The sequence below is a fragment of the Mesorhizobium sp. M0615 genome (genome assembly GCF_040320805.1).
Taxonomy (GTDB): Bacteria; Pseudomonadota; Alphaproteobacteria; order Rhizobiales; family Rhizobiaceae; genus Mesorhizobium.
In genome coordinates, this window is record NZ_JAMYQI010000008.1 from 75,507 (window position 1) to 90,577 (window position 15,071).

At 63.4% G+C, this 15,071-nt stretch carries 17 protein-coding genes and 1 riboswitch; of the genes, 9 read left to right on the top strand and 8 right to left on the bottom strand.

The features are described from left to right. Positions 1 to 5 precede the first annotated feature (5 nt). From NKI46_RS15535 to rpmB, 3 genes are all read right to left on the bottom strand, one after another. Positions 6 to 677: a polyamine aminopropyltransferase gene (locus NKI46_RS15535; protein ID WP_023714983.1), complete on the bottom strand. Its 672-nt coding sequence runs from the start codon at positions 675 to 677 to the stop codon at positions 6 to 8. A gap of 3 nt (positions 678 to 680) precedes the next feature. After that, positions 681 to 1,361: a queuosine precursor transporter gene (locus NKI46_RS15540; RefSeq protein WP_352746847.1), complete on the bottom strand. Its 681-nt coding sequence runs from the start codon at positions 1,359 to 1,361 to the stop codon at positions 681 to 683. 162 nt (positions 1,362 to 1,523) lie between these two features. Next, a complete protein-coding gene (gene rpmB / locus NKI46_RS15545; RefSeq protein WP_352459739.1) occupies positions 1,524 to 1,820 on the bottom strand; it encodes a 50S ribosomal protein L28 in 297 nt (98 codons plus the stop codon). Between the two features lie 259 nt (positions 1,821 to 2,079). Here rpmB and NKI46_RS15550 point away from each other — a divergent pair, with 259 nt between their 5' ends. Genes NKI46_RS15550 through NKI46_RS15560 form a run of 3 tightly spaced genes read left to right on the top strand, consistent with a single transcriptional unit; the run spans position 2,080 to position 4,483 of the window. Beyond that, the gene (locus NKI46_RS15550) at positions 2,080 to 2,880 is read left to right on the top strand and encodes a DUF3108 domain-containing protein (RefSeq protein ID WP_352459740.1); all 801 of its coding nucleotides are present in this window, start codon (positions 2,080 to 2,082) and stop codon (positions 2,878 to 2,880) included. A gap of 44 nt (positions 2,881 to 2,924) precedes the next feature. Then, positions 2,925 to 3,812 carry an aromatic amino acid exporter YddG gene (gene yddG, locus NKI46_RS15555; protein ID WP_352746850.1) on the top strand — a complete coding sequence of 296 codons (888 nt, stop codon included), beginning with the start codon at positions 2,925 to 2,927 and terminating at the stop codon, positions 3,810 to 3,812. Next, positions 3,809 to 4,483, top strand: a complete 675-nt coding sequence (locus tag NKI46_RS15560) for a lysoplasmalogenase (protein WP_023754176.1) — start codon at positions 3,809 to 3,811, stop codon at positions 4,481 to 4,483. The genes yddG and NKI46_RS15560 overlap by 4 nt, the downstream gene beginning before the upstream one ends. Here the strand turns inward: NKI46_RS15560 and NKI46_RS15565 are convergent. Together NKI46_RS15565 and gloB are read right to left on the bottom strand one after the other, a co-directional pair. Beyond that, positions 4,458 to 4,910 carry a cupin domain-containing protein gene (locus NKI46_RS15565; protein WP_023745808.1) on the bottom strand — a complete coding sequence of 151 codons (453 nt, stop codon included), beginning with the start codon at positions 4,908 to 4,910 and terminating at the stop codon, positions 4,458 to 4,460. The two genes, NKI46_RS15560 and NKI46_RS15565, sit on opposite strands and share 26 nt — an antisense overlap. A 20-nt stretch (positions 4,911 to 4,930) precedes the next feature. Next, on the bottom strand, positions 4,931 to 5,698 hold the full coding sequence (gloB, locus tag NKI46_RS15570) for a hydroxyacylglutathione hydrolase (RefSeq protein ID WP_352459742.1): 768 nt from the start codon (positions 5,696 to 5,698) through the stop codon (positions 4,931 to 4,933). Between the two features lie 117 nt (positions 5,699 to 5,815). On the opposite strand from gloB, the gene NKI46_RS15575 reads away from it, so the two are divergent. From NKI46_RS15575 to NKI46_RS15585, 3 genes are all read left to right on the top strand, one after another. Continuing rightward, positions 5,816 to 6,598: a class I SAM-dependent methyltransferase gene (locus NKI46_RS15575; protein WP_023670688.1), complete on the top strand. Its 783-nt coding sequence runs from the start codon at positions 5,816 to 5,818 to the stop codon at positions 6,596 to 6,598. Between the two features lie 136 nt (positions 6,599 to 6,734). Then, positions 6,735 to 8,555: an ABC transporter ATP-binding protein/permease gene (locus NKI46_RS15580; RefSeq protein WP_352459743.1), complete on the top strand. Its 1,821-nt coding sequence runs from the start codon at positions 6,735 to 6,737 to the stop codon at positions 8,553 to 8,555. A gap of 64 nt (positions 8,556 to 8,619) precedes the next feature. Beyond that, positions 8,620 to 9,408, top strand: coding sequence for a DUF1194 domain-containing protein (locus NKI46_RS15585; RefSeq protein ID WP_023714977.1), 789 nt, complete (start codon positions 8,620 to 8,622; stop codon positions 9,406 to 9,408). Between the two features lie 51 nt (positions 9,409 to 9,459). Here NKI46_RS15585 and NKI46_RS15590 read toward each other — a convergent pair whose 3' ends face one another. Further along, positions 9,460 to 10,395 (bottom strand): glycosyltransferase family 2 protein, encoded by a 936-nt coding sequence (locus tag NKI46_RS15590; RefSeq protein ID WP_023673297.1) that lies wholly within the window; start codon positions 10,393 to 10,395, stop codon positions 9,460 to 9,462. A gap of 248 nt (positions 10,396 to 10,643) precedes the next feature. On the opposite strand from NKI46_RS15590, the gene NKI46_RS15595 reads away from it, so the two are divergent. Then, positions 10,644 to 10,964 (top strand): DUF1330 domain-containing protein, encoded by a 321-nt coding sequence (locus NKI46_RS15595; RefSeq protein WP_023826245.1) that lies wholly within the window; start codon positions 10,644 to 10,646, stop codon positions 10,962 to 10,964. A 7-nt stretch (positions 10,965 to 10,971) separates the two neighbouring features. Here the strand turns inward: NKI46_RS15595 and metW are convergent, their stop codons facing one another. Further along, positions 10,972 to 11,586, bottom strand: a complete 615-nt coding sequence (metW, locus tag NKI46_RS15600) for a methionine biosynthesis protein MetW (protein WP_023685353.1) — start codon at positions 11,584 to 11,586, stop codon at positions 10,972 to 10,974. After that, the gene (gene metX, locus NKI46_RS15605; protein WP_023685352.1) at positions 11,583 to 12,752 is read right to left on the bottom strand and encodes a homoserine O-acetyltransferase MetX; all 1,170 of its coding nucleotides are present in this window, start codon (positions 12,750 to 12,752) and stop codon (positions 11,583 to 11,585) included. The genes metW and metX overlap by 4 nt, the downstream gene beginning before the upstream one ends. Before the next feature lie 60 nt (positions 12,753 to 12,812). Next, positions 12,813 to 12,890, bottom strand: a riboswitch (SAM riboswitch). A gap of 126 nt (positions 12,891 to 13,016) precedes the next feature. On the opposite strand from metX, the gene hisC reads away from it, so the two are divergent. Then, positions 13,017 to 14,126: a histidinol-phosphate transaminase gene (gene hisC, locus NKI46_RS15610; protein WP_023726966.1), complete on the top strand. Its 1,110-nt coding sequence runs from the start codon at positions 13,017 to 13,019 to the stop codon at positions 14,124 to 14,126. Positions 14,127 to 14,130: 4 nt separating this feature from the next. After that, entirely contained in the window at positions 14,131 to 15,066 is a 936-nt protein-coding gene (locus tag NKI46_RS15615; protein WP_023685350.1) for a prephenate/arogenate dehydrogenase family protein, read from the top strand. The last annotated feature ends 5 nt before the right edge of the window (positions 15,067 to 15,071 follow it).

Consider the following 15,071-nt stretch of genomic DNA (forward strand, 5'->3'; position numbering starts at 1 on the left):
GAGCCCTAAGGCTTGGTGGCGATCCAGATGACGTGGCGCGCGCCGCGCTTGCCATTGGCGCGCGTCTTCACCTCGTCCACGACAAAGCCCGCCTGCTTGAGCCTAAGTGTGAAGCCGGCATCGGGGCCTTGCGACCAAACAGCCAGCACGCCCCCGGGCCTGAGCGCTGCACGCGCCGCGCCGAGGCCGGCAGCGCCATAGAGGGCGTCGTTGCCCCTGTAGACGATGCCTTCGGGGCCATTGTCGACATCGAGCAGGATGGCGTCCCAGGCTGCCTTGTCGGATCTTATGATGTGCCCGACGTCGGCTTCGCGAACCGTCACACGGGGATCGTCGAGACAGCCGGCGAAGACCGCCTCCATGGGGCCGCGCGCCCAGGCGATGACGGCGGGGACAAGCTCGGCAACCGTGATGCCTGCGTCGGCGCCCAATTGGGCAAGCGCAGCGCGCAGCGTAAAACCCATGCCGAGGCCGCCGATCAGGATTTTCGGTTGGGCGCGGCCGCCGATCTTTTCACAGGAGAGCTTGGCCAGCGCTTCTTCGGAGCCGCTGAGGCGGCTGTTCATCAGCTCATTGGTGCCGAGCATGATCGAGAATTCGCTGCCGCGCTGCTTGAGGCGCAGTTCCTGTCCGCCGTCAGGCGTTTTGGCCGAGCCGAGCTGGACCCAAGGGATCACGGCCTAGACAGCCACGGCCGGCTGGCTCCAGTGGGCGGCGAGCAGCCGGTAGGGGATCAGGGCCACAACAGCGATGATCAGCTTCACCGAAAGGTCGCCCAGCGCCCAGGAGACCCACCGCATGGTCTCGACCGGCAGCACGCCCATCAGCGGCGCCGTCTCCAGCGCAAAACCGTCGTTCGGGCCGGCAAAAGCGAAGGCGGCCGAAAAGGCGATGCTGAAGAACACCAGGGTGTCGAACACCGAGCCGACCAGCGTGCCGACGATCGGCGCGCGCCACCAGCTCTGCCGGCGCAACCGGTTGAACACGGTGACGTCGAGCAATTGCGCGCAAAGGAAGGCCGCGCCGGAAGCTGCGGCGATGCGCACCAGCCGGTCGGCTGATGTCTCGAACTCGATCCGGCCGTGGCGAAACAGGAAGGGCGGGACGAGGATCGAGCAGACCACAGCGGTCATGAAGCCGACAAGGACGATGCGGCGCGCAACGGTCGGCCCGTAGCGGCGGTTGGCAAGGTCGGTGACCAGGAAGGAGAAGGGATAGGTGAAGGCGCCCCAGGTCAGGATGTCGCCCAGCGACAGACCGCCGGCCTGGCCCTGCATCGGGAACTGCACGAGGATGTTCGATGCCACGACGACAAGCGCCATGGCGGCCACAAAGGGCAGATATCGCGAGAAGGAAGTCATTTTTTTATCCTGGGTAATGGAACCAGCCAGGCGCTAGCCGAAATCCGGATCGCGCTGCCTTGCAAGTTTTGAGCATCGGATTGCTCCGATGCTGCTGCCTTAGAAGTTTTGAGCATCGGATTGCTCCGATGCTCAGGGCGGTCGTCCCCCGCCTTGATATCGTTAAGCGGCGGGCTGGCCGGCCAGCTTCTTGGCGATCTGCTTCTTCAACAGGCGCGCGCGCTGCGACAGTTCCTTGGCGTCGGCCTTGGCCAGGAAGGCGTCGAGGCCGCCGCGATGCTCGACCGAACGCAGCGCGTTGGCCGAAATGCGCAGGCGCACATTCTGGTTCAGCGCTTCCGAAATCAGCGTCACATTGACGAGGTTCGGCAGGAAGCGGCGCTTGGTCTTGTTGTTGGCGTGGCTCACATTGTTGCCGGTCTGGACTGCCTTGGCAGTGAGTTCGCAAGTGCGGGACATGGTTCTAACCTTCAGTTCTGTCTAAGCCTGCCAAACCTTGTTCGCCCGCGCCGGGTGGCGCGCGGTTTCAGTCAGGCGGCCTTATGGAAAAGTTGGCGTTCCTTAGTTGCATTTCGCCAATGCGTCAAGCTCCGGCTTGCCCAGGACTGTGACGGGCGTTTCACATAAAGGCCGAAATTCAGCCTATAAGCGGTCGGACAGGGACATTTCAAGCCGGAGTCGCCCGCCTCCGGTTAAAAAATCAAGGACCGAGCCCGCCATGCTTCGCCCGTCACATGCCGTTGTCGCCATACTTGTCGCCGCCTTGCCGACATCAATCCTTGCCGCCGCGCCCGCAGCCACCGCACAGTCCTTCAAGGGCGAATACACGGTGTCGTTCCTCGGCCTTTCCGTGGCCAAGGCGACATTTTCCAGCCACTACGAAGGCGATAGCTATTCCATAGAGGGCACCGTCTCCAGCGCCGGTCTCGCCACCTTGTTCGACGACACGAGCGGCACGATCTCGTCAAAGGGCAAGATTCTGGGCAAGCAGATGGAGCCGCAGGTATTTCGCGCCGATTATAAGTCCGGCAAGAAGGCTTCCATGGTCGATATCCGCTTTGCCAATGGCGCGGTGACCGCCACCCAGGTCATTCCCGAGCCGAAAAAGCGCAATCCCAAAAACTGGATACCGCTGGGCAGCAACGATCTGGCATCGGTGCTCGATCCGATGGCGGCTACCGTCATCCATGCCGACAGCCTCGACCAGGTCTGTGGGCGCAAGGTGAAATTCTATGACGGCGAGATGCGCGCCGACCTGACGCTGACCTACGCCTCGAAAGGATCGATCTCGGTCAAGGGCTACAAGGGCGACACCGTTACCTGCAAGATGAGCTTCGAGCCGGTGGCAGGCTACCGCAAGGGCCGCAAGGCGCTGAATTACCTGAAGAAGAAGAGCCAGATGATGGTGACGTTTGCACCGCTCGGCCAAACCGGCATATATGCGCCGATCCACGCCACGGTCGGGACGCAGATCGGCACCTTGACTGTCAGCGCGGGGCGGTTCGAAGCTACTGAATAGACGCGCCCACCCGAATAGAATGGGGCGAGTCGCCGGAGACGGGCATGGGGCGCGCAACACTGATCGGTTTCTCGGCGGTCGCCATGTGGGCGCTGCTGGCGTTGCTCACCGATGCGTCGGGCGCCGTGCCGCCATTCTTGCTCTCGGCCATCACCTTCACCATCGGCACCGCAGTCGGGTTGGTTGCCCGGTTGTTCATGCCGGCGACCGATAAAAGCCTGAAGATCCCACGCCAGGTCTGGGTGATCGGCATTGCCGGACTGTTCGGCTACCATTTCTTCTATTTCACCGCGCTGCGCAACGCGCCGGCGGTCGAGGCAAGCCTGATCGCCTATCTGTGGCCGCTGCTGATCGTGCTGGGATCAGCGCTGATGCCGGGCGAGAAGCTGGCCTGGAACCATGTCGTCGGCGCGCTGCTCGGGCTCGCCGGGACCGTGCTGATCGTCACCAAGGGTGGCGGCCTCGCCTTCGATGCTCGCTACACCTTCGGCTATGCGATGGCGGCCGTCTGTGCGCTGCTGTGGTCGTCCTATTCGCTGCTGTCGCGGCGCTTTCCGGCGGTGCCGACCTCGATCGTCACCTGGTTCTGCGCCGCCACGGCAGCCCTGTCTCTCGTCTGGCATCTTCTGCTGGAAAAGACGGTGCTGCCCGATGGTCCCGGCCAGTGGCTGGCGGTGCTTGGTTTGGGGTTGATGCCGGTGGGCGCGGCTTTCTACGCCTGGGATATCGGCGTAAAGCGCGGCAACATCCAGGTGCTCGGCGCGGCAAGCTATGCGGCGCCACTGCAGTCGACATTGGTGCTGATCGCGGCGGGCGTTGCCGAGCCGTCGCTGCGTATCCTGGCGGCCTGCGTGCTGATCACCGGCGGCGCGGCGCTGGCGGCGAAATCGTTGTTCCTGCGCAAGGCGGCAACTGGCGGGGCAAGCGCATGACGATGCCGTTTGCCGGCGGCATCGACGCCAACGCAAATGCAACATTGATTTTTTCGCTGGTGGCGGCAGTGATCTACGCCTTCACCCTGGATATGCGGCCGACGCTGGCCCGCTCGGCGGCAAAGACGCTGGCCGTGGCCATGCTTGCGGCGCTCGCCTTCATGCAAGGTGGGCCGCTGTTGCTCGTCGCTGCGCTGGCGCTCAGCGCCGTCGGCGACGCCTTCCTGTCGCGTGACGGCGAAAAGGCCTTCCTCGGCGGGCTGGCCAGCTTCCTTGCGGCGCATGTCCTCTATGTGCCGCTCTTCCTGCGCAGCGGCGGCGGGCTGGATGTGCTCAGCGCCGAGACATGGCGCGGCGTCATCGCGCTGGCCATGGCGGCCTTCGCAGTCGTCATGCTGGCGGCACTCTGGCGCCGTGTCGGCCCCCGCCTGCGGGTGCCAATCGGCGTCTATATCGCAGCCATTCTGGCGATGGGCATCTCGGCGTTGACGCTCGACAATCCGTGGGTCATCGGCGGCGCTGTTATGTTCATGGCATCGGACGGGCTGCTTGCCGCGGAGAAATTTCTGGTTCCGGCAATAGCACCCTATCGCGCCGGCATCCGTTATGCGGTCTGGGTGCTCTACTATGCCGCCCAGTTGGCAATTACGCTCGGCTTTTTGCTACGCTAGGTTCCCAGCCCGGCTCGGCCATTTCGAACGCGGCGAAGTCGAAGCCCGGCGCCACGGTGCAGCCGACCAACGTCCATTCGCCGAGGCTGCGCGCCGATTGCCACCAGCCGGCCGGCACGACGATCTGCGGCCGCTCGCCCGCCGCAAGCTCAATGCCGAGCACCTGCTCGATCACCTGGTTAAGCATTGGACTACCTTCCTCGCACATCGACAGCGCCAGCGGCGCTCCGGCATGGAAGTGCCAGACCTCGGCCGCGTCCTTGACCCGGTGCCAGGCCGAAATCTGGTCCTGTTCAAGGAGGAAATAGATCGCCGTCGAATGGCCGCGCGCGCCACCGGCGCCGTCGCGAAAGGTCTCGGCATACCAGCCGCCTTCCGGATGCGGCTTGAGGCCAAGCATGGCGATGATTTCAGCGGCGCTGGTCATGGCTGATCCCGGAACGATGCTCAGAAATTGTCCTTGCGCTTGCGGATTTCCGCGAACACTTCGGCGTCGGAGGCCTCCTCCATGCCGAGATGCTTGCGGATCGCCGGGTCGTGCCAGCGCAGGAACGGATTGGTCGACAATTCCTCGCCGATCGTGGTCGGCAGCGTCGCCTTGTTGTCGGCGCGCAGGGTCTCGATTTTGGCGGCGCGTTCCCTGAGCGCCGAATTGGTCGGGTCGACGGTCAACGCAAAGCGGGCGTTCGAAAGCGTATACTCATGGCCGCAATAGATGACCGTGTCCGCCGGGAGTGCGGCGAGCTTCTTCAGCGACTCATACATCACCGGCGGCTTGCATTCGAACAGCCGGCCGCAGCCGAGCGCGAACAAAGTGTCGGCGGTGAACGCCACTTTCGAGGCCGGAAAATGATAGGAGACATGGCCCGCTGTGTGGCCGGGCGTGGCGATGACATCGATCCGCTCACCGCCGAGATGGACGACCGAGCCTTGCCCGACGGTCTCGTCGATGCCGGGGATCTTTTCCTTTTCCGCCTCCGGTCCGACGATGCGCAGCTTGAAGCGCTCCTTCAGCGCCAGATTGGCCTCGACATGGTCGACATGGTGGTGGGTGGTCAGGATCATCGTCGGCTTCCAGCCGGTACGCTCGATAGCGGCAATGATCGGCGCTTCTTCGGGTGCGTCGATAATGGCGGTCTCGCCGCTTTTCGGGTCATGCACCAGCACGCCGAAATTGTCGCTGCGGCACATGAACTGTTCGATTTCGACGGGCATTGGCATCTCTCCATCTGTTGGCGCAGACATAGGGCGCTTGGCCGCTGATGTCATCTAGCTTTGCAGAACGTGCCGGCTTTGTTGAACTTGGGCGGCATCGCAGCTACCGTCCCGCGCATGCATTCCGATATCGTCGATCTCCGCTCCTTCTATTCGACCACGCTCGGCCGCCTGGCTGAACGCTCGATCACCATGGCGCTGTCCTCAATATGGGCAACAGTGCCCAATGAGCGGCTGGTCGGGCTCGGCTATACCTTGCCGTGGCTGGAGCGGTTCGGCACCGATGCCGAGCGGGTGTTTGCCTTCATGCCTGCTACGCAAGGCGCCGTCGTCTGGCCGGCGAACGGGCCGACGGCTACGGCGCTGGTCTTCGACGAGGAATTGCCGCTGGTCGATTCCTGCATCGACCGCATGCTGCTCGTGCATTCGCTCGAACATGTCGAAAACCCGCGCGAGACGCTGAACGAGATCTGGCGGGTGCTGTCGCCGGCAGGGCGCGTCGTCATCGTCGTGCCCAACCGGCGCGGTGTCTGGGCGCGGTTCGAGCACACGCCGTTCGGCAATGGCCGGCCGTTCTCGCGCGGCCAGCTGACAGAATTGCTGCGCGAGGCGAATTTCACACCGGCTTCCTGGTCCGACGCGCTGTTCTTCCCGCCATCGCCGCGGCGCTTCATGATGCGGTTCCACAATGTGCTGGAGCGCGCCGGCCGGCGGTTCTGGCCGATCTTTTCCGGCGTCATCGTGGTCGAGGCGCAGAAGCGGCTCTATCAGGGCGTGCCGGTCGCGCAGCGCGCCTCGCGCCGTGTCTTCGTGCCGGTACTGTCACCGCACGGTGCGACGCGGCTTGGCCGCCGGGCGGAAGGGGTGACATCGACGACACGTCAGGTGACACCTTCGTGATCATCATGAAAACTGGTGTTGCGTGGGTTTTTCCCACCTATCTGTCGCAGATGCATTCGCGGTCCGTTTGAGCGGCGGATGCCTTCAAGTCTCTCCATCTGGTTCAGCAACGCTTCTGAACGCAAGGACCTCGTGCATGGCTGATCAACCGGACAAGTCCGCCACCGCTCAGCCGGTAACCGTCGAAGCCAGCAGCCTGCGCGATCAGGTGGCGACGATCAAACGGGCGCTGGTAGGCTCACCGGTGCGCAAGTGGCTGGTCTGGACGTCGGTCGGCATTATGGCGGTCATCGTCGCGACGTCGATCGGCCAGATTCTGCTCAACCGCTGGAACCAGCCTTTCTACGATGCGCTGGCGCGTCGCGACATGGCGGCCTTCCTGCATCAGCTGATGATCTTTGCCGTGATTGCCGGCACGCTGCTCCTGCTCAACATCGCTCAGACCTGGCTCAACCAGATGATCCGGCTGAAGCTGCGCGAGGCGCTGACGCTCGACCTGATCGACCAATGGATGCGGCCGGCGCGGGCCTTCCGGCTCGCCAATGCCGGCGCCATCGGCGTCAATCCCGACCAGCGCATGCAGCAGGATGCCGCGCATCTGTCCGATCTGTCGACGGACCTCGGCGTCGGCCTGCTGCAATCCTTCATCCTGCTGGTGTCGTTCGTCGGCGTGCTTTGGCAACTCTCGTCGGGCTTCGTCTTCCACATCAACGGCTGGTCGCTGGCGATACCGGGCTACATGGTCTGGGCCGCGTTCCTCTATGCCGGCATCGCCTCCTGGCTGAGCTGGCTGGTCGGGCGGCCGCTGATCCGCCTCAACAGCGACCGCTACACCCGCGAGGCCGAGCTGCGTTCCGGGATGGTGCGCGTCAACGAGAATGTCGACGCCATCGCGCTCTATCACGGCGAAGCCGATGCCAAGAGACGGCTCGAAATCGACCTTGGCACGGTGCTGGGCGCGATGCGAAACATCTACAAAGCGCAGATCAACCTTTCCTGGGTGACCGATACCTATGGCTGGATCACCGTGGTGGCGCCGATCCTTGTGGCATCGCCGGTCTATTTTTCAGGCGATATCAGCTTTGGCGGGTTGATGATGGCGGTCGGCGCCTTCAACCAGGTGCACTCGTCGCTGCGCTGGTTCATCAACAATATCGGCGGCATCGCCGACTGGCGCGCCACGCTGATGCGCGTTGCCGACTTCCGCATTGCGCTCGATGAAACCGATGTGTTGCACGACAAGGAAAAGCGCATCGAATTCGGCGATAACGCCAATGGCAGCCTGACCTTCGAGAAGCTCCAAGTGGCCTCGCCGGAGGGCTGCACCAAACTTTCAGACAGCCATGTCGAGATCCATCCCGGTGAGCGCGTCATGATCACCGGCGACCCGGGCGCCGGCAAGACATTGTTCTTCCGCGCCATTGCCGGCCTTTGGCCCTGGGGCAGCGGGCGGATCGGCTTGCCGGCCGGAGAAACGCCGATTTTCGTGCCGCGTGTTCCGTATTTTCCTGCCGGCACGTTACGCGAAGTGCTGCATCCGAATGGCTCGGCGCCGGCTGGCGATGCTGATTTTGGGGCGGTGCTGGCCGAGGTCGGCCTCGAGCGGCTGTCATCCTCGCTCGACCGTTCCGCACGCTGGGAGCGTGAACTCAACGATGACGAACAGCGGTCGCTGGCCTTCGCCAGGCTGGCCTTGCGGCAGCCGAAATGGGTGATCATCGACGAAGCGATGGACGCGTTCGATGGTCCTTCGCTACGAAGGGTGCTGTCCATGCTGGAGAAACGCCTGCCGGAAACCGCGATCCTCAACATCGGGCGCGGACTGCACAATGGTCATTTCTTTCCACGCGCATTGAACATCGTGAAGGATACGGGTGCTGCGCCACTGAAACCCGCCCGAGTCAGGACCGGCGCCATCGACCCGCCGCCGAAAGCGGCCGTGCGGCGAAAGAAGTAGAAGGGGCTTTATTTCGCCGCGATCGCGGCGAAGATTCACGGGTCGAAACATCCGTGGTGCGGCCATGCTCGATGCGCTCAGCCTGCTTGCCTGCCTTGCCTGCACCACGCCCGTGGCTGCCCCGGCCGTTGCCGTGGATGTCGAACTGGTGCTGGCCGTCGACATCTCACAGTCGATGGACGAGAGGGAGTTCGCGCTGCAGCGCGCTGGCTATGTCGAGGCGCTCAGGCATCCCGATTTCATCAAGGCCGTGCGCTCGGGAACCACCGGGCGCATCGCGCTTGCCTATTTCGAATGGGCGGGCGTCGTGCGCGAGGATGGCGTCATCGCCTGGCAGGTGATCGACAGCGCAGAGAGCGCCAACGCCTTCGCCGACAGAATAGAAGCGCGGCCGTTCCGCAGCTTTCGCGGCACCTCGATTTCCGGTGCGCTTGCCTTCGGCGCCGGGCTGTTCGAGGGCACGGGGTTCGATGCGCCACGCAGCGTCATCGACATTTCCGGCGACGGTCCCAACAACACCGGGCTGCCCGTCGCCACGACACGCGATGCGGCGGTGGCCAAGGGCATCGTCATCAACGGCCTGCCGATCCTGATCAGCCCGTCGCCGACCTTCAGCCATCTCGACCAGTATTATGACGACTGCGTCACCGGTGGGCCCGGCTCCTTCGTGTTGCCGATCTATGCGGCCTCGGAATTCGCCACCGCCATACGCCGCAAGCTGATCCTGGAGGTGAGCGGCATCGCCGATGCGACCGTGGTCCCGATCGATGCCGCCGCACCCATGGACTGCCTGCAGGGCGAACGCGACCGGCGGCTATATTCCGACCCATATCTGCCGGAACTCGACAAATGAGGTTTGAGGCAGTTCGGAGGGGAAAGCCGCTGCGCGGCTTGTCGGCAAACTTCAGGCCGGCCGTGCACCGTATTTGTCGCGAAATTCGGCATAGAGATCGCGGCGCCAGCGCCGGCCGCCGACATAGCCACGCAACAGCTGCGGCAGCGAATAGCCAAGCGCCTTCGACGACCGGTTGGCCATATAGCCGGAGAACGCCTGCGAAACCCTGCCCTTGAGTGCATCGGCGATGAGCTGCCGGGCGATCATGTAAGGCGGAATGTAGGGGTAGCGGTCGGCGATATAGGGGTGCTTGTCGATCAAGCTCGCATAGGCTTCGACATAGCCGTCCCGGCGACCGGAGATCGAATTCTCCGAGTTGTACTTTTTCCAGTCGATCACTTCGGACAGCTGCGCGCCGCTGCGACGGGCAAAGCGCAGCAACAATTCGCGATCCTGCATGCGCGTGACGTCACTGTCGTAGCCGCCGATGGCCAGCAGCGACTCGCGCCGGGCGGTGATTGCCGACCCGGCAATGAAGATGGTCTGCGCGACAAGGGCCCGCTCCAGCGAGTCGCGGCTCAGCAGCGCTTCGCGGTTGACGCAGTTGGTGCGGCGATTGCCCTTCAGCGACACGAAGGAACTGATCAGCACTTCGAGCGAGGGATTGTTGTCGAACTGCTCCAGCGTCCGCGCCAGGCGATCCGGCAAATAGACGTCGTCGGAATCGAGGAATGTCACCACCGGCGCCTGCGCCCGCTCGATGCCGGCATTGCGGGCGGCATTGGCGCCGCGCCATTTCGAGCCAACATAGATCAGCCGTGGATCGCGGATTTCGGCAAGTGCGGCTGCCGTACCGTCGGTCGAGCCGTCATCGACGACAATGTGTTCGAACCGGGGAAAATTCTGCGCCAGCACGCTCTCCACGGCGCGCACCACCTTGCTGCGGCGATTGTGCGTCGGTGTGATCACCGAGATCAGCGGAGCGAGGTCGGTTGCCTTGGACATGTTGCTTCGATTGTGCCCCGAAATGCCTGGAGGCCGGAGGTTTTGATGGTCGCCGTCCAAGCCTTACCCCGGGATGGCATTCGATTCGACGCTACAAAAAACCAGCGGCAATGTCATCACAAACTGTTGAGCCAGGACGCCGGTAAGCCGGCCGATTACCCCAGACGTAATCGACCGATGGCCATCATGTCTGCAGATTGCGCCAACGAAGCCGGTCGTCGGGCTTCGATCTCACAGGGAGTTCAGCCATGGCCGCCTACGCCGTCGCCCATATGCGTCAAGTCACAATGGGCCCGCAGATTGTCGAGTATCTGCAGAGGATCGACGCCACATTGGAGCCGTTCGGCGGCCGCTTCCTTGTCCACGGCGGCGACATGGACGTGGTCGAAAACGAATGGCCCGGGCATCTGATCGTCATCGAGTTTCCGGACAGGGCGCATGCGTGGGGCTGGTACGATTCATCAGCCTATCGGGAGATTCTGGTCTTGCGCACCGACAACTCCCACGCCGATGTGATCATCGCCGATGGCGTTCAGCACCCGCACAAGGCGACGGACGTGCTGGAATAGGGGCAAACTACCGCTTCAGCAAGAACACCGCTTGCTGGCCGAAGAAATTCCAGAACCACCATGGCATCGACAGGCCGATCTTCTGGCCGTTGCCGTCGAGCGCGGTGGCTTTCTCGACCGAAGCGCCGAGTTCCTCGACCAGATTGACGAAGTCGCGGATGGTGCAGAAATGGATGTTGGGCGTGTCGTACCAGGAATAGGGCAGGTCCGCGGTCACCGGCATCCGGCCCTTGACGAACAGCGACAGCCGCACCCGCCAGTGGCCGAAATTGGGGAAGGAGACGATGGCGCGGTTGCCGATTCGTAGCAGCTCGTCGAGCACCAGCTTCGGGTTGCGGGTCGCCTGCAGCGTCTGAGACAGGACGACGAAGTCAAAACCCTTGTCTGGATAGAATTCGAGGTCGGTATCGGCATCGCCCTGGATGACCGAGAGACCGCGCGCCACGCATTCATTGACGCCGCGCTGTGACAGCTCCAGCCCGCGGCCGTCGACCTGCTTGGTCTCCTGCAGGAGTTCGAGCAGCAGGCCGTCGCCGGAGCCGACATCGAGCACCCGCGACTGCGGCGGTATCAGGTTGGCCACGACTTCGAGGTCGACGCGCTGGCTGCCATTGACGCTCATGAGGCGAGCCCCCTTGCGCGGGCCGCCGAGCCGATGAAGCCCTTGATGGCGGCAAACAGTTCGGGTTCATCGAGCAGGAAGGCATCATGGCCGCGGTCGGTGTCGATCTCGACGAAGGAGACGGAGGCGCCGGCGGCGTTGAGCGCATGCACGATCGAGCGGCTCTCCTCGGTCGGGAACAGCCAGTCCGAGGTGAAGGACACCAGGCAGAAGCGGGTCTTGGTCCCGGCAAAGGCATCTGCCAACCGGCCGCCATGGTCGGCGGCGAGGTCGAAATAATCCATCGAACGGGTCATGTAGAGGTAGGAGTTGGCGTCGAAGCGGTCGACGAATGTCATGCCCTGGTGGCGCAGATAGCTTTCGATCTGGAAATCTGCGTCGAAACCGAAGGTCAGCGCTTCGCGGTCCTGCAGATTGCGGCCGAATTTCCGATGCAGGGCGGCTTCCGACAGATAGGTGATGTGGGCGGCCATGCGCGCCACGGCGAGCCCCTTTTCCGGGCGCTTGCCGTGCTCGAAATATTTGCCGCCATGCCAGTCCGGATCGGCCATGACGGCCTGCCGGCCGACCTCGTGGAAGGCGATGTTCTGCGAGGAATGGCGTGCGCCTGTGGCGATCGGCAGGGCCGAGAAGACGCGCTCGGAATAGCACGATGCCCATTCCAGCACCTGCATGCCGCCCATCGAGCCGCCGAGCACGCAAAACAGCTTTTCGATGCCGAAATGGTCGACCAGCATCAGTTGCGCCCGCACCATGTCGCGGATGGTGATGATTGGCAGGTCGAGGCCGTAGGGCTTGCCGGTGGCGGGATTGGTCGAGGCCGGACCCGTGGAGCCGAGGCAGCCGCCGATGACGTTGGAGCAAATGACGAAGAAGCGGTTGGTGTCGATGATCTTGCCGGGACCGATCAGCACTTCCCACCAGCCGGGCTTGCCGGTCACCGGATTGGTGCTGGCGACATGCTGGTCGCCGGTCAGCGCGTGGCAGACCAGGATGGCGTTGGTGCGGGCATCGTTGAGGGCGCCATATGTCTGGTAGGCGATCTGGAACGGCGACAAAAGCGTGCCGGCGTCGAGCTTCAGCGGCTTGTCAGGGCCAAAACGCAACACAGGGCTCGACGGGTTGTCGGCCTCGTTGTTGGTTTTTGTAGCGCGGAGCGCGGCCATGTGACTCTCCTTGCCCGCCGTCAGGCAATAAAAAACCGGCAGTGCGATCGCAAAGCCGGTTACGTCACGCAAACGGCCCTTTAGCGAGTTGTTTAACGTGGCTGCAAGCCGACCGGCCAAATCACCACGGAACTGTTGCGTTCTTCTAGAACTCGTGCGGCCCGGCGTCAACGGCCAGCTATTGCCCGCCTCTCGACATTCGCGGCTACGGCTTGTATTTCCGCTGCGGCCTCCGGACGGAGGCATTCTCGATGGATTTGCGACATGGACAAGACAGCGGACAAGGCACGGCCGACGCCCCGCGCGGGCATTATGGACATCGACGCCTATGTGCCGGGCAAGAGCACGGCACCGGCCGGCGTCGCCAAGGTCCATAAATTGTCGTCGAACGAGAACCCGCTCGGCCCGTCGCCGAAGGCGATCGAGGCCGCGCGCGAAGTGGCTGGCAAGCTCGATGTCTATCCCGACGGCACCGCCCGCCGGCTGCGCGAGGCGATCGCCGAGGTGCATGGCCTCAACCCGGCAAACATCATCTGCTCCAACGGTTCCGACGAGATTTTGGGCCTGCTGGCGCAGACCTATCTGGCGCCAGGCGATGAGGCGATTTTTACCGAACATGCCTTCATGGTCTACAAGATCTACATTCAGTCGGCGGGGGCCAAGCCGGTTGCTGTGAAGGAAACCGAGGAGCGCGCCGACGTCGACGCGATCCTGGCCGCGGTGACGCCGCGGACCAAAATCATCTTCCTCGCCAATCCCAACAATCCGACCGGCACCTATCTGCCGTTCCAGGAGGTCCGCCGCCTGCATTCCACGCTCCCGGGCAACGTGCTTCTGGTGCTCGACGCGGCCTATGCCGAATATGTCAGGCGCAATGACTACGAGGCCGGCATCGAGCTGGCGGGCAGCGCACAGAATGTGGTCATGACCCGCACCTTCTCCAAGCTCGGCCTTGGCGGCGCGCGCATCGGCTGGATGTATGGCCCACTCCACATCGTCGATGCCATCAACCGTATCCGCGGCCCTTTCAACGTTAACGCAACAGCGATCGAGGCCGGCATTGCCGCCATCCGCGACCGCGCCCATGTCGAGCGCAGTTCGTTGCACAACGAGACCTGGCTTACCTGGCTGAATGAAGAGCTGACGAAGCTTGGGCTCAGGGTGACGCCCAGCGTCGGCAATTTCGTCCTCATCCACTTTCCCGACGACAAGAAGCATTCGGCTGAGGCGGCGGACGACTACCTCACCCAGCGCGGCTATATATTGCGGCGCGTTACCGGCTATGGCTTTCCCAATGCGCTGCGCATGAGCGTCGGCACCGAAGAAGCCAATCGCGGCGTTATCGACGCCCTCACGACGTTCCTGAAAAGCTGAAACAATGACATCACCGATGTTTGAAAAGATCGCGCTGGTCGGCATCGGCCTGATCGGCTCGTCGCTGGCCCGCGTTATCCGCCGCGAGGGCCTGGCCCGCCATGTCGCCATCGCGACGCGCAGCCCGGCCACGCTGGCGCGGGCGAAGGAGCTCGGTCTTGGCGAGAGCTACACCACCGGCGCCAGGGAAGCGGTCCGCGACGCCGACCTGATCATCGTCTCGGTGCCTGTGGGATCGTCGGGCGAGGTGGCGCAAGAGATCGCGCCGGGGCTGAAAAAGGGCGCCATCCTCACCGATGTCGGTTCGACCAAGGCCTCCGTCATTGCGCAAATGCAGCCCTATGTACCGGACGGCGTGCACTTTATTCCGGGGCACCCGCTGGCAGGTACGGAGAAATCGGGCCCGGATGCGGGTTTCGCCGACCTGTTCGAAAACCGCTGGTGCATCTTCACGCCGCTGCCGGGAACCGATCCGGCCGCGCTGGAAAAGCTGTCGGAATTCTGGCGGCGCTGCGGCTCCAACATCGACTCGATGGACCCGCAGCATCATGACATGACGCTGGCCATCGTTTCGCATCTTCCGCACATCATTGCCTACAACATCGTCGGCACGGCCGACGATCTGGAATCGGTGACCAAGTCGGAAGTGATCAAATATTCGGCTTCCGGTTTCCGCGACTTCACCCGTCTGGCCGCCTCCGACCCGACCATGTGGCGCGACGTGTGCCTGCACAACAAGGATGCCATCCTGGAAATGCTGGCGCGCTTTTCGGAGGACCTCGCCTCGCTGCAGCGGGCGATCCGCTGGGGCGACGGCGACAAGCTGTTCGACCTGTTCACCCGCACCCGGGCCGTTCGCCGTTCGATCATCGAGGCCGGCCAGGATATCGACGTGCCGGATTTCGGCCGGCAGGCGGTCGAGCACCCGGTGAAAAGTTAAATCTG

Excerpts from the sequence above, each read along its gene's own strand:
- NKI46_RS15540 (WP_352746847.1), bottom strand. The coding sequence starts at position 1,361 with ATGACTTCCTTCTCGCGATATCTGCCCTTTGTGGCCGCCATGGCGCTT.
- rpmB (WP_352459739.1), bottom strand. The coding sequence starts at position 1,820 with ATGTCCCGCACTTGCGAACTCACTGCCAAGGCAGTCCAGACCGGCAAC.
- NKI46_RS15550 (WP_352459740.1), top strand. The coding sequence starts at position 2,080 with ATGCTTCGCCCGTCACATGCCGTTGTCGCCATACTTGTCGCCGCCTTG.
- yddG (WP_352746850.1), top strand. The coding sequence starts at position 2,925 with ATGGGGCGCGCAACACTGATCGGTTTCTCGGCGGTCGCCATGTGGGCG.
- NKI46_RS15560 (WP_023754176.1), top strand. The coding sequence starts at position 3,809 with ATGACGATGCCGTTTGCCGGCGGCATCGACGCCAACGCAAATGCAACA.
- NKI46_RS15565 (WP_023745808.1), bottom strand. The coding sequence starts at position 4,910 with ATGACCAGCGCCGCTGAAATCATCGCCATGCTTGGCCTCAAGCCGCAT.
- gloB (WP_352459742.1), bottom strand. The coding sequence starts at position 5,698 with ATGCCCGTCGAAATCGAACAGTTCATGTGCCGCAGCGACAATTTCGGC.
- NKI46_RS15575 (WP_023670688.1), top strand. The coding sequence starts at position 5,816 with ATGCATTCCGATATCGTCGATCTCCGCTCCTTCTATTCGACCACGCTC.
- NKI46_RS15580 (WP_352459743.1), top strand. The coding sequence starts at position 6,735 with ATGGCTGATCAACCGGACAAGTCCGCCACCGCTCAGCCGGTAACCGTC.
- NKI46_RS15585 (WP_023714977.1), top strand. The coding sequence starts at position 8,620 with ATGCTCGATGCGCTCAGCCTGCTTGCCTGCCTTGCCTGCACCACGCCC.
- NKI46_RS15590 (WP_023673297.1), bottom strand. The coding sequence starts at position 10,395 with ATGTCCAAGGCAACCGACCTCGCTCCGCTGATCTCGGTGATCACACCG.
- NKI46_RS15595 (WP_023826245.1), top strand. The coding sequence starts at position 10,644 with ATGGCCGCCTACGCCGTCGCCCATATGCGTCAAGTCACAATGGGCCCG.
- metW (WP_023685353.1), bottom strand. The coding sequence starts at position 11,586 with ATGAGCGTCAATGGCAGCCAGCGCGTCGACCTCGAAGTCGTGGCCAAC.
- metX (WP_023685352.1), bottom strand. The coding sequence starts at position 12,752 with ATGGCCGCGCTCCGCGCTACAAAAACCAACAACGAGGCCGACAACCCG.
- hisC (WP_023726966.1), top strand. The coding sequence starts at position 13,017 with ATGGACAAGACAGCGGACAAGGCACGGCCGACGCCCCGCGCGGGCATT.
- NKI46_RS15615 (WP_023685350.1), top strand. The coding sequence starts at position 14,131 with ATGACATCACCGATGTTTGAAAAGATCGCGCTGGTCGGCATCGGCCTG.